12 protein-coding genes are annotated in these 12,760 nt (G+C 71.5%); 2 read left to right on the top strand and 10 right to left on the bottom strand.

Annotated elements, in window-relative coordinates; translation table 11 throughout:
* Positions 1 to 12 precede the first annotated feature (12 nt).
* The 8 genes from CFW40_RS23185 to CFW40_RS23150 form a co-directional block, all read right to left on the bottom strand.
* A complete protein-coding gene (locus CFW40_RS23185) occupies positions 13 to 960 on the bottom strand; it encodes a type II secretion system F family protein (RefSeq protein ID WP_088799692.1) in 948 nt (315 codons plus the stop codon).
* On the bottom strand, positions 957 to 2,297 hold the full coding sequence (locus CFW40_RS23180; protein ID WP_088799691.1) for a CpaF family protein: 1,341 nt from the start codon (positions 2,295 to 2,297) through the stop codon (positions 957 to 959). The genes CFW40_RS23185 and CFW40_RS23180 overlap by 4 nt, the downstream gene beginning before the upstream one ends.
* Positions 2,294 to 2,854 carry a TadE/TadG family type IV pilus assembly protein gene (locus CFW40_RS23175; protein WP_088799690.1) on the bottom strand — a complete coding sequence of 187 codons (561 nt, stop codon included), beginning with the start codon at positions 2,852 to 2,854 and terminating at the stop codon, positions 2,294 to 2,296. The genes CFW40_RS23180 and CFW40_RS23175 overlap by 4 nt, the downstream gene beginning before the upstream one ends.
* A complete protein-coding gene (locus CFW40_RS23170; RefSeq protein ID WP_088799689.1) occupies positions 2,851 to 3,234 on the bottom strand; it encodes a TadE/TadG family type IV pilus assembly protein in 384 nt (127 codons plus the stop codon). The genes CFW40_RS23175 and CFW40_RS23170 overlap by 4 nt, the downstream gene beginning before the upstream one ends.
* A 3-nt stretch (positions 3,235 to 3,237) precedes the next feature.
* Positions 3,238 to 4,707, bottom strand: coding sequence for an AAA family ATPase (locus CFW40_RS23165; protein WP_088799688.1), 1,470 nt, complete (start codon positions 4,705 to 4,707; stop codon positions 3,238 to 3,240).
* A gap of 13 nt (positions 4,708 to 4,720) precedes the next feature.
* Positions 4,721 to 5,446 (bottom strand): Flp pilus assembly protein CpaB, encoded by a 726-nt coding sequence (gene cpaB / locus CFW40_RS23160; RefSeq protein ID WP_176956406.1) that lies wholly within the window; start codon positions 5,444 to 5,446, stop codon positions 4,721 to 4,723.
* 182 nt (positions 5,447 to 5,628) lie between these two features.
* Positions 5,629 to 7,287 carry a hypothetical protein gene (locus CFW40_RS23155; protein WP_088799686.1) on the bottom strand — a complete coding sequence of 553 codons (1,659 nt, stop codon included), beginning with the start codon at positions 7,285 to 7,287 and terminating at the stop codon, positions 5,629 to 5,631.
* A gap of 284 nt (positions 7,288 to 7,571) precedes the next feature.
* Positions 7,572 to 8,480 (bottom strand): serine protease, encoded by a 909-nt coding sequence (locus CFW40_RS23150; protein WP_088799685.1) that lies wholly within the window; start codon positions 8,478 to 8,480, stop codon positions 7,572 to 7,574.
* A 246-nt stretch (positions 8,481 to 8,726) separates the two neighbouring features.
* Between CFW40_RS23150 and CFW40_RS23145 the strand changes: the two genes are divergently transcribed.
* Both CFW40_RS23145 and CFW40_RS23140 read left to right on the top strand, forming a co-directional pair.
* Positions 8,727 to 10,082, top strand: coding sequence for a M14 family metallopeptidase (locus tag CFW40_RS23145; RefSeq protein WP_088799684.1), 1,356 nt, complete (start codon positions 8,727 to 8,729; stop codon positions 10,080 to 10,082).
* Positions 10,083 to 10,120: 38 nt separating this feature from the next.
* On the top strand, positions 10,121 to 10,585 hold the full coding sequence (locus CFW40_RS23140; RefSeq protein WP_088802315.1) for a hypothetical protein: 465 nt from the start codon (positions 10,121 to 10,123) through the stop codon (positions 10,583 to 10,585).
* A 67-nt stretch (positions 10,586 to 10,652) separates the two neighbouring features.
* On the opposite strand, the gene CFW40_RS23135 is transcribed toward CFW40_RS23140, so the two are convergent.
* The gene (locus tag CFW40_RS23135; RefSeq protein WP_088799683.1) at positions 10,653 to 12,128 is read right to left on the bottom strand and encodes a GntP family permease; all 1,476 of its coding nucleotides are present in this window, start codon (positions 12,126 to 12,128) and stop codon (positions 10,653 to 10,655) included.
* A gap of 179 nt (positions 12,129 to 12,307) precedes the next feature.
* Positions 12,308 to 12,718 (bottom strand): RidA family protein, encoded by a 411-nt coding sequence (locus CFW40_RS23130; RefSeq protein ID WP_088799682.1) that lies wholly within the window; start codon positions 12,716 to 12,718, stop codon positions 12,308 to 12,310.
* Positions 12,719 to 12,760: the final 42 nt, after the last annotated feature.

Raw genomic sequence — 12,760 nt, 5'->3', positions numbered from 1 at the left:
CGGTGTCGGTGGCTAGACGTCGATCTTGGACAGCCGGCGGATGAAGAAGAACCCGAGCCCGTAGAGGACGAAGGCCGCCACGACCGCGAGCTGGCCGAGGAAGGAGGAGGTCATCCGGTCGATGGCGCCCGGGGCGATCCGGTTCATCAGCAGCAGGGTGCCGATGCCGAGCAGCGGGACGACATAGGCGGTGACGACGACCTGGGAGAGCTGGGTGCGGACCTCGCGGCGGGTCTCCTTGCGCTCCTCCAGGGTCGTGGTGAGGTTGCGCAGCGAGCCGACGACGGTGCCGCCGGCGCGGTTGGAGAGCACCAGGGTGGTCACCAGGACGACGAGTTCGCGGGAGGGGAGGCGTTCGGCCAGCTCGCCCAGCGCCTCGTCGATGGAGTGGCCGACGGAGAGCTTGTCGGAGACCTTGGCCAGCTCCTCACCGGCCGGCGCCTCCAGCTCCTCGGCCGCCATGCCCAGCGCCGTCCGCAACGCCAGCCCGGCCTGGGTGGCGTTGGCCAGGATCCGGGAGAGCTCGGGCAGCTGGTTGATGAACTTCTCGATGCGCTTCTGGCGCTGCCAGTTGAGGAAGGCGAACGCCGCCCAGACGGCGACCAGCGCGGCGATCGGGCCGAAGAACGGGGCGAGGGCGGCCTGCGCGACCAGCCACAGCGCGAGCACCGCGCCGAGCATGTAGACGAAGAATTCGCCGGGGGTGACATCCAGGCCGGTGGCGGCCAGCCGCAGTTCGAGGCGACGGCCGAAGCGGGTGCCGCGCAGGGCACGGTCGACGGACGGGAAGCGGCGCCGGCGTCCGTCGGCCGGCAGCCTGCGCTCGTCGTCGAGGCGGTCGACGACGGCCTGCCGCTGGGCGTGCCCGGCAGCATAGGTCCGTACGCCGGCGATCGCGAGCACCCCGCACAGCAGGGCGGACCCGAGGGCGAGCAGGGCGAGGGGGTTCCCGCCGGTCATGAGAGGGCCTTCCGGGTGGCGAGTTGAGCGTCATCGGTGGCGACGCCGAAGGCGGGCGGGGTGGGCTCGCTCGCCATGAAGAGGCGTTCGGCGACCCGCCGCGGCAGCGGGAAGTAGCGGAACCGCCCGTGCACGATGCGGTCCGCGCCCATCGGCTCGGCATCGAAGCGGCAGACCGTCGCGATGCGGTAGTCCTCGTGGCCGCGCGAGTCGAGGAGGGCGACCTCGCTGATCCGGCGGGAGCCGTCGGCGTGCCGGGTGAGCTGGACGATGCAGTCGACGGCGCTGTTGATCTGGTCCCGCAGCGCCTCGAAGGGGATCTTGACGTCCGACATGGAGGCCAGGGTCTGCAGTCGCATCAGGGCGTCCTCGGCGCTGTTGGCGTGGACGGTGGCGAGCGAACCGTCGTGGCCGGTGGACATCGCCTGGAGCATGTCGAGGGTCTCGCCGCCGCGCACCTCGCCGACGATGATCCGGTCGGGGCGCATCCGCAGGGAGTTGCGGACCAGGTCGCGGATGGTGATCCGGCCCTTGCCCTCCACGTTGGGCGGCCGGGACTCCAGCCGGATGACGTGGCTCTGCTGGAGCTGGAGTTCGGCGGCGTCCTCGACGGTGATGATCCGCTCGCCGTCCGGGATCAGGCCGGAGAGGGCGTTGAGGAGGGTGGTCTTGCCGGCGCCGGTGGCACCGGAGACCACCACATTGAACTTGGCCCGCACCAGCCCCGCCAGCAGCATCAGCATCTGCTCGTCGAGCGTGCCCATGCCGATGAGTTCGGCGAGGGTGTAGGCCCGGGGGAAGCGGCGGATGGTGAGGGTGGCGCCGTTAAGGGCGAGCGGCGGGATGATGACATTGACGCGTTCGCCGGACGGCAGCCGGGCGTCGACCATCGGATTGGATTCGTCGACCCGGCGGTTGACGGTGGAGACGATCCGCTCGATGGTCTGCATCAGCTGCTCGTGCGAGGCGAAGCGGACGGGCAGCAGCTCGACCCGGCCGGCCCGCTCGACGTACACCTGGTCGGGGCCGTTCACCATGATCTCGGTGATCGAGGCGTCCTCGAGCAGTGGCTCCAGCACCCCGAGGCCCAGCGCCTCGTCCACCACCCGGCGGATGAGCTGGGCGCGTTCGGCGGTGGAGAGCACCGGGCCCTCACGGCTGATGATGTGGCCCAGCACGCGTTCCAGCCGTCCGCGGCGCTCGGCCGCGGCCAGCGAGGACATCTCGGCGAGGTCGATCTCCTCCAGGAGTTTGGCGCGGTAGACGGCGACCAAATTGCTGTCCTGGCGTGCCTCACCGGCCGGTTCGGGTGCGACGATCCGGGCTTTCAGGCTCATCGCGGGGGTGCTCCTTCGTAGGTGTCCACGGTGTCCACGGCGGGCGCGAGTCCCAGGGCGCCGGGTTCCTGCGGGCGGGGCATGGTGGCACTGCGGGAGGCGGTGCCGAAATTGTCCACGCCGGGGATGATCGAGGGGATGGTGACCTGCACCGTCGCACGGACCGAACCGCCGCCGTCGCCGCCCACGGTGATGCCGGCCTTGACCCAGTCGCTCATCGCGGCCCGGCCGGCGGCCTCCGGGGCGGGCGGATGGTCGGCGTCGTCCATCGAGGCGGTACGGGCCGCGGCGCGCGCTCCCGTACCGGCCTGCTGGACGGCGAATGCGGCGAGGCCGAGCTGGACCACCGCCAGCCCGATGACCAGCAGGACCGGCAGGAAGCCGAGGAATTCGATGGACACCGTGCCCCGGTCGCGGCCGTGGCCGCGGAGCCGGGCGGGCGGGCGGAGCCGGGGGCGCAGCGGGATCCGGGCGGGCTTCCGGGGCAGGGGGAGCGAGGCCGGGAGACCGAGCCGGGCAGGCTGCCGGAGCCGGGCGGGCGGACGTACGGCGCTCATCGGGGGTCCTCCTTCGCGGCGCCGGCCGAGCCCTTCGCCGGCCACGGGAAGCTGCCCGTGCCGGGGAAGAGCACCGGGACCCTGATCTGGACCGTCGCCTTCCACACGCCCGCTTCGGGGTGGCAGGAGATGCCGGCACCGCCCCGCCAGGAACTGGGCAGTTCCTTCTCGGCTGCGGCCTGGCACGCGCCGGCGCCGCCGCCTTCCGTCGCCGTACCGGCCCGCGCGCCCCGGTCGGCGGAGTGGGCGGCGAGCGAGAACGCGTAGCCGACCAGCACCAGCTGCCACAGCAGCGCGAGGACCAGCAGGATCAGCGGGAGCATCCCCAGGAACTCCACGGCGACCTGCCCCCGGTCGTTGCCGCCCAGCGGGCGTCGCACCGCTCAGCCCTCCTCGTAGGGACCGGCCGGATCGAACGGACCCGAGCCGCCGGCCGCCGCCGCTGAGCCCCGCCGCGCGCCGAAGCGGATACCGGGCCCCGACCCCGACCCTGACCCGGAGGCCAGCCCCGGTGCCGGACCCTGACCCGTCCCGGAACCGGGAGCCGCCCCCGGCGTTATGGCCTTGCGCCGGCGCCCCGTCAGCGTCGGGCGCGCCCGGTGGCTGCCCCGGCCCTCCCGCCGCACGGCCGGTGACTCGACCAGGCCGAGCTCGCCCGCCAGCGCCCACAGCGCCTGCCGGACCGTCGACCGCCCGTCGAGGTCCTGCATCCGGCCCGCGTCGACACAGGGCTGCAGCTCCTTGAAGGCGGCCGGCACATGGGTCCTGGCGACCTGGGTGCCGGTGGCCTTGGCGACCAGCGGCGGCTGGATCTCGGTGTTACGGGTGAGGCGGTTGACCACGGTCGTGGTGTCCTCCGCCTGACGGATCTGCAGCCGGTCCCACAGCCGCACCTGCCGCTTGGCGGCCCGTACGGCCACCACGTCCGGGGTGGTCACCAGCAGGGCCACATCGGCGAGTTCGACGGCCGCCGCGTTGGCGGACTGCATCTGGGAGCCGCAGTCGACCAGCACCACTTCGTAGCGGGTGCGCAGCGCACCGATGATCTGGCGGGCCGCCCGGTCGTCGACCTCCTCACCGCGCTCGCCCTCCTCGGGCGCCAGCAGCAGCCCCAGGCCCGTGTGGTGGTCGTGCACCGCGTCCTGGAGCACCCGTACGGAGATGTCCGCGATGCCCGCCAGATCGACGATCGAGCGGCGGAACTGGACGTCCAGGTAGGAGGCGACATCGCCGGACTGCAGATCCAGGTCCACCAGCGCGACGCTCCGGCCGGCGGCCCGTGCGGCCAGCGCCAGCTGCACGGCGGTGACGGTGGTGCCGACCCCGCCCTTGGCGCCGGTCACGGTCACCAGGGTGCCGGCCGGCCCGGGGACTGCCTCCTGGCTGCCCCCCAGGTGCACCCGTACCCCCGCCGACCACTGGGCGGCGGCCTGCACCCGGGCGGCCAACTCGTCGTAACCGAGCGGCAGTCCGACGATGCCGCGAGCCCCGGCGTCCATCGCCGCGGAGAACAGCGCGGGTCCGGCATCCGTGGTGATCAGTACGACGCCGACGGCGGGGAAGCGCAGCGCCACCTCGCGGATCAGCTCCAGCGCCGGCGTCGGGCCGATCCGCTCATGGACGAGCACGACCTCGGGAAGCGCTTCGACTCCGGACGGCGGACCGGCCTCGGGCGGGGCGCCGGCGAACGACCCGCCGGCCCCCTGGGCGGCGGCGCCGGCCAGCGCGTGGAGCAGCGCGGCGGAGTCGGCGACGGCGGGTACGGGCTCGGCGTCCGGCAGCTGGTTGAGCAGCGAGGACACCGCACGTGCTGCGTCCGGGTCGCCGATTGCCGGGAGGATACGGATGGTCACCTGAGCCTCCGGGTCACTTGTCGCCGTCGAGGGTGTAGGTGCGCTGGCCCGGCGGGACGGTGGCCTCGCTGCCGGGGGCGAGCAGGGCGAGCCGTACGTGCGAGGCGAAGGACTCGGCGTACGCGACCCGTTGGGCGTCCTGGGTGTTCAGCGCGAAGGTGATCGGGACGGCGTCACCGGCCTGCCGCCCCGTGGTGGTGGAGGTGGTGTCGCCGGGGTCCTTGGCCTCCAGCGGCGTCAGCTTGCCGACGTCGATCACCTGGGCACCGGAGACGATGACCTTGGAGACCGGCTTGTCCTCGGGGCGCTTGCCCTCGAAGGTGGCGTAGATGTTCACCCGGGCGCCGGGGTTGATCTTGCCCGCCACCCCGGTGGCCGCGTCGATCATGATGGCGATCTCCTGCTGTCCGGCCTTCAGCGCGGGCCGCTCGACGATCATGTCGTCCTGCAGCAGCGACCCCTTCTTCAGCGGCGTCACCGCGATCCGGCCGCTGACCTGGTCCAGATCGGTCACGGCGGTGGGCGGCAGCCACCGCTCGGGCATCTTCACCTTCTCGAACTGCCCAGGATCCAGCGCTTTATAGGCCGCGACATCCGTCTTCAGCCGGTACGCCGTCTTTTCGGGACCGACCTTGGACTCGACGTTCTGGATCACCGACAGCACGCCGACGAACGCGCCGACCGCACAGAGAACCGACAGGAGCAGCAGGATCACTCCGCGGCGCTGGCGAGAGTTCATGGGGGAGGGACCTCGATCGGGACGGGGAGGGGACGGGCGGGAGGGGACGGGGCGGGCGGTCAGCGGCGGACGGGGCGGCCGGCGGCGGCTGCCGGTCCGTCGGCCGGCGGGGCTGACGGGTCGGCAGCGGACGGCAGGGCGCGGGCGGCCGGAGGCAGTAGGGCACGGGCGGCCCGGCGGGCTCAGCGCACTCGGGCCACCGTCCGCGGGGTGCCGGGGGACTCCGGCCGGCCGGACGGGTCCGGGTACCCGGGACCCTCCGGGTGGCCGGGGTGCTGCGCGTGGCCTGAGTGCTGCGCGTGGCCTGAGTGCTGCACGTGGCCGGGGTGCTGCGGGTGGTGCTGTTCGGAGCGGCCGGTGAAATCGGGGTGACCGGGCAGGTCCCAGTGGCCGGGGGCACGAGGGCCGGGGGCGCCGTCGGACGCGTAGGGGTTGCCCGGCACCGGGCGCCCGGACCCGTACGGGTTCCCTGACGCGTACGGGTTCCCTGACCCTTCAGAAGAGCCCGCCGTGAGATCCGGCCCGCGGACGTCCCACTGCCCCGTACCCGGCTCTCCGGGCCGGCCGCTGCTTCGTACACCCGCCGCGGCCGGCACACCGAGCACACCGGCTGCACCGGGAGGTGTCACCGGCGAGAGGCCGCGCTCGTCCCACGGCGGAAGAGCCCGACCGGCCGCCGGTTCCGAGGGAGCGGCGGACTCACCCGGCCCCGGGGAGGCCGGCGCAGGAGCCGGGACTGGAGCGGCCGAGGCGTCCGAGGGAGCCGCCAAGGCCCCGGCAGTCGAAGCCGATGGGGAGTCGGGAGCGGACGCAGGATCCGCGACCGAAGCCGAGGCGGCACCCGCGTCCGACACCGACCCCGAAGCCGCAGCCGAACCCGCAGCCGGACCCGAAGCCTCCGAGGAAGCCGCCGTCCGGGCCTGCGCGGTGACCGCCGTCCCCCCTCCCGGCCGGTGTGGCGAGCCGCCTATGGCCGCCGGCCCCTGGCCCGAGCCGCCACCTCCCGCCGCCCGTTCCCGTGCCAGCGGCGCGGCGCAGAACGCACAGTGATCGCCGAGGAGTTCCAGGCCGCACCAGCCGCACTCCTCGCGCCGAACCGAGGCCACGAGCTGACGCAGGACCGACACGTCCGGTATCGCCGCCGCGAATTCGATCAGCTTCTGGGTTCCCCACCACCGGGCGGACTCGGCGGGCAGCCGGGCCTCGTACACCCCCTGCACCCGCCAGGCCGGGGCGAGCGTCCCGGTCACCCACTCGGAGGTGAGCTGGCCGCGGGCCACCGTGAGCTGGGTGGCGAACCCGGGCGCGGGCAGCCCGGCCTCGGCACTGTGCCGGTCCACGTGAAGCAGCTGCGGCTCGGGATGCGCCAGCACCGCGAAGTGGGCGCCGGGCAGCCAGGACTTCACATGGGACCGCAGGTCGACCTCGATGCGGTCCAGTCCGCTGACGCTGCCCAGCAGGGCGCCGGTGTGAAGGTAATGGGTCAGCAGCCGCGCGGCGCCGGCCAGCACGCCGGGGCTGAAGTCGCACAGCGACAACTGCCGTAGCTGACGGGCCAGTAACGCCACGCCCAGCGGCGGCAGGGGCAGTGGCACGATGGCGATCCGGTCGCTCTCCAGGACGGCGCGCAGGGTGTGCATCCGGCGGATGTGCTCCGGCGGGCAGGCCGAGGAGTACAGCACGATGAGGTGGCCGTGGTGCTCCAGGACGGCGCTGGTCTCCGTCAGGGCGTCGTCCAGCGACTGGAGATGTGGAGCCTGCAGGACGACGGCGGCCGGGGTCTGCCGGTCGGTCGGGGGCAGCGCGAGGTCCGGGCTGGTGACGGCAATCGCGGTCGGCACGTCGCTCCCCCACTCCCTGACGGCCGCCGGGGGCCCCGGGACCGCGGATCGGCACAGCTCTGCGCCCAAGGCGCCATACGCTCAGCACTTTATCCACAGAGATACGTCCCAGAGAACACGTTCTGGGCTACTCGTCATGACCGTCACCCCGAAGTGAAATGGCGAATACCGGCCCAGCGGCCCTCAGCGGAACGCCTTCCCCCTCCCCATCCCCCCAATACAGCGCCAGGTCCCGCGCACCCCGTGCACGGGACCTGGCAGCCGGCGTCGCACTTCGCGTCATGTCACCTACGGGTGGCCGCCGGCTTGGGCAGCGCGCACCCGGCCGCGCTCAGGTCCAGCTTGTTGCCGGCGCCGAAGCACTTCGGTATCCCGTAGGTCTCCTCGGCGTAGTTGGTGCCCTGGTGCACCGTGACATTGCCGTTCTCGTCCACCTCGCACGGGTTGTTGACGGTGCACTTCTCGCCGTCCTCATTGCCCGTGTTGTTGATGGCCGCGACCTTGCCGGTGGCGTTGTCGATCACCGGCGATCCGGACGTGCCGCCGATCGTCTTGCACTGCGGGGTGTAGCGGACCGAGTCCTTCCAGGTCCATTCGCCCTCCTTGAGGGTGGGCACGAACCCGTCGATGTTGCAGGAGTAGATCTTCTTCCAGTAGCCGGAAACGACGCTGATCGCCGCCCCCTTGGCCGGGTGGCCGGTGGCCAGCTCCAGTGGCTTGATCCCGTACTTCTGCTCGATCTGCGCGTAGGTCGAGGACGTCTGGTAGAGCGTGACGTCGGTGTCCGTCATCGTGGCGTAGACGACCTTGGTGGCCCTGATCGTGCCCGCCCGGCCGGCCGACTTGTTGAGCAACGTGAAGCTGCGGCTGGACGGCTGGTCGACGATGACCTCGCCGGCGCCGGGCATACCGCTTTCCAGACAGTGGCCGTTGGACATCACCAGGGCCGGGTCGTTCGACTGCGAGGTGGGCATCCGGACGACCGATCCGGAGCAGTTGCTCAGCGCGACGGTGCCGGCGAAGTCCACCGCCTTGGCCTTGGCCGCCCGGGAATCCTGCTGCTTGACGTGCTGCTGCTCCGCGTTCTGCTGCGCTCCGTGCTGCGGCGCGGCGTGGGCCGTTCCGACGGTGCCCGCCAGGGCTGCGGCTCCCAGCACGGCCGTGGCCAGGGTGCCGACGAGAGGTCTGTTCATGTGGGGGTCCTCTCCGCTTATGTCACCGAAGCGCCCTCAGGTGCGTTCGGCTTTGTCGTGCGCATTGTTGGCGCCACCGCGGCATGAGGCAATGAATTTCCCGAAACCGATGGGCAGTTGCCGTTTTCCCCTCGAAACGCCCCGTCCGCCGACGGCCCGGCATCTGGCCGTGCGACGCCTTGCCCCGCTCATGCCAATGCGCCAACACTGACGCCGTCGCTTCGCTCACACCCCACAGGAGACCGCATGCGACCACGTATCCGCGGCGGACGCAGAACCGTCCTCACCGCGCTCCTCTCCCTCGCCCTCGCCGCCCCGGTCGCCGCCGCCCAGGCGCAGGACGCCCCCTCGGCCCGACCCGCCGCATCCATGGCGAGCAGCACCGAACTCCCCCATCAGTACGAGGTGACGGGCCTCGCCACCCCCGCCCAGCGCACCGCCCTCACCGCGACCGGCGCCACCATCGACGAGGTCCACGCAGGGAAGGTCGTCATCACGGCGGACCGTGCACAAGCCCTCGCCGCCCGCCGACTCGGCTATGAACTCCGCAAGTTGCCGGACCCGCCGGCCACCGAGCCCGCGTCGCCCCCTGCCGGCACCCGGGTCAAGGACTTCCCCGCCGGCTACACGAAGTACCACACCTACGACGAGGCCACGAAGGAGATCGACGCCCTCGTCGCCAAGTACCCGGCCATCGCGAGCAAGCAGGTCATCGGCACCTCCCACGAGGGCCGCGCCCTCCTCGCCCTCAAGCTCAGCAAGAACGTCGCCAAGGACGAGGCGGAGCCCGAAGTCCTCTTCACCGCCCACCAGCACGCCAGGGAACACCTCACCGTCGAGATGGCCCTCTACCTCCTGAACGAGTTCACCTCGAAGTACGGGACCGACCCCCGCATCACCAAGATGCTCGACTCCCGCGAGATCTGGATCATCCCGGACCTCAACCCGGACGGCGGCGCCTACGACATCGCCTCCGGCTCGTTGCGCAGCTGGCGCAAGAACCGCCAGCCCAACACCGGTTCCAGCAGCGTCGGCACCGACCTCAACCGCAACTGGGACTTCAAGTGGGGCTGCTGCGGCGGCTCTTCCTCCAGCCCCTCCTCCGAGACCTACCGCGGCAAGTCCCCCGCCTCCGCCCCCGAGGTCCAGGTCGTCTCGAAATTCGTCCGGAGCCGGATCGTCGGCGGCAAGCAGCAGATCAAGGCCGCCATCGACTTCCACACCTACAGCGAACTGGTCCTGTGGCCCTTCGGCTTCACCGACGACGACACCGGCCCCGGCATGACCCAGGACGAACACGACACCTTCGCCACCATCGGCAAGAACATGGCCGCCACCAACGGCTACACCCCCGAACAGTCCAGCGACCTGTACATCACCGACGGCTCGATCGACGACTGGCTGTGGGGCGACCAGAAGGTGTTCGCCTACACCTTCGAGATGTACCCGTCGTCCTTCCTGGGCGGCGGCTTCTACCCGAAGGACTCGGTGATCCCGAAGGAGACGTCCCGTAACCGCGAGGCGGTTCTCCGGCTGCTGGAACTCGCCGACTGTCCTTACCGGGCGATCGGCAAGGAAGGGCAGTACTGCAAGGCGAAGTGACCCCGACACCGGCTCACCGAAGGGCGCCCGGCCCGGTCCTGCACCGGCGCCGGGCGCTCCTCCCCCGCGTACCGGAGAACCTGGCCTACAGCCTCACCCTTCCCGCGGCGCTCGCCAGTCCGGCCGTCGCGCGGTCCGCCGCCCGTACGATCCTGGAAGCACACGGTCTGTATGACGTGACCGCCGCCGCGACCCAGGTGATCGGTGAACTCGCCGCCTGTGCATGCCTGTTCACGCCCTCCGACAGCGTCTATCTGTCGCTGCGCTATCGCGATGACGCGCTGCGCATCTGCCTCTACGACGGGCACCCGCGCCATACCCACCGTCGTCTCGCGGCGGCCTGTGACGGCAGGCGGCGGTCTCTGCTCTTGCTGCTGGCCTGTGTGATGCAGGCCTGTGACGGTGAGTGGGGGTTCGGGGAGTCGTCCGAGCCCGGCGATGGGACGCGGTTGTGGGCCGTGCTGCCGCGCGAAGGGGCCCGGGCGTACGGGGCGGTGGCGTAAAAGCCGGTGGAGCGCCCGGTGTCGGACGCCCCGAGGGCGTACGGAGACGGGGCGGGGCAATCGGCGCCTACACGACCAAGCTCACCAGCACCGCCACCGCGAACCCCACAACCGAGAGCACGGATTCCAGCACCGTCCAGGACTTGAGCGTGTCGCGTTCCGTGATGCCGAAGTACTTGCTGACCATCCAGAATCCCCCGTCGTTCACATGGGACGCGAAGATCGACCCCGCCGAGATCGCCATGATGATCAGCGCCAGCTGGGCCTGGGACAGGCCCTGGCCCTCGACGAGGGGGACGACGATGCCGGCCGTGGTGACGATGGCGACCGTGGCGGAGCCCTGGGCGACGCGGAGGACGAGGGAGAGGAGGTAGGCGAGGACGATGACGGGGAGGCCGACGTGGTGGAAGGTGTCGGAGAGGGCGGTGGCGACACCGCTGCCCTTGAGGACGGCGCCGAAGATGCCGCCGGCGCCGACGACCAGGATGATGTTGCCGACCGGCTTGAGCGAGGCGGTGGAGACCGTCTCCAGGGACTTGCGGGACCAGCCTCGGCGGATGCCCAGCAGGTAGTACGACATCAGCAGGGCGATGGTCAGGGCGACGAAGGGGTGGCCGAAGAACTCGATCACCGAGCGGCCGGGCGAGGGAGCGATGGCGATGGAGGAGAAGGTCGCCAGGAGGATGAGGAGCAGCGGGGTGCCGATGATGGTGAGGACGGTGGCCAGGGGGACCGGTGCCTCGTCGGTCCTGACGCCGGCCGCGGTCTTCTCCGCGGCGACCGCGGCCTTGGCTTCGTCCGCCGCCTCGACCATGTCCTGGGGGACGGGGACGAACAGCCGCTTGCCGATCCAGGCCGCGTAGCCCCAGGCGGCGAGCACCGCCGGGATGCCGCAGAGGATGCCCATGAGGATGATCCACCCGAGGTCGACCTTGAAGAGGCCGGCGGCGGCGACCGGGCCGGGGTGCGGCGGCAGGAAGGCGTGGGTCATGGACAGGCCCGCGAGCAGCGGCATGCAGTAGAGGAGGATCGACTTGCCACTCCGCTTCGCCGCCGCGTAGACGATCGGGGCGAGGACGAAGATGCCGACGTCGAAAAAGACGGGGATGCCGAAGATCAGGCCGGTCAGGCCCATGGCGAGCGGTTCGCGCCGCTCGCCGAAGAGGCGGAGCAGCCGGGAGCTCAACACCTCGGCGCCGCCGGAGACTTCGAGGATCGCGCCGAGCATGGTGCCCAGGCCGATGATGATGGCGACGTGCCCGAGGATGCCGCCCATACCGGTTTCGATCATCGAGACGGCGTCGGATTTCTGGACCGTGCCGAAGAGTTCGGTGACGGAGAGCCCGGCGGCCAGGCCCACCGCGATGGAGACCGTGAGCAGCGCGACGAACGGCTGCAGCCGGACCTTGATGATCAGAACGAGGAGCAGGGCGATGCCCAGGGCGGCGACCGTCAGGAGTCCCGCGGTGCCCGGTATCAGGGCGATCAGTCCACCGGTGTGGGGTGGTGGCGGCGGGGTGGCGGGCGTGGCGGCGAGGAACATGGGGTGACTCCGTTGTCAGGCAGGGGTGGTCCCCGGGCGGTCCGGGGCGTCCCCTGGAAGGCATCTCCAGGCAGGGGGGACCGCGGCACGGCGACCCGTCGGTACGGGGCGCCGTGCCGTGCGGCGAACGGTGCGCGTGCGGTGGTGCTAACGGCAGGCGGGGCAAGGGGTTCGGTGCCTCAGCTCAGGACCGCGAGGGCGTCGATCTCGATGAGCAGCCCCTTGGGCAGTCCGACGTAGACGGTCGTACGGGCCGCGGGGGCCTCCTTGAGGCCCTGCTCCTCGAAGTAGGCGTTGTAGATCTCGTTCATCTCGGCGAAGTGGTCCACGTCGGTGAGGTAGACGCGGATCATCATCGCGTCGTCCCAGCTCGCGCCGCCCTCTTCGAGGACGGCCTGGACGTTGGCGAGGGTCTGCAGGGTCTGCTCGCGGAGGGTGGGGCCGGCCGGGGTGGGGGCCTGGCCCGCGACGGCGGGGAGGAAGCCGACCTGGCCCGCGACCTGGAGGATGTTGCCCTTCTTGACGCCGTGGGAGAACTTCGCGGGCGGGGTGGTGTGGGTGGCCGGGGTGAGCGCGGTCTTCTCGGTCATGGGATGCAGGCTTCCTGTACGGGGCCGGTGGTTGCGGGACCG

Origin of the sequence: Streptomyces sp. 2114.4 (assembly GCF_900187385.1) — a bacterium.
GTDB classification, from domain to species: Bacteria; Actinomycetota; Actinomycetes; order Streptomycetales; family Streptomycetaceae; genus Streptomyces; species Streptomyces mooreae.
This window is presented reverse-complemented; position numbering and strand designations above follow the sequence as displayed.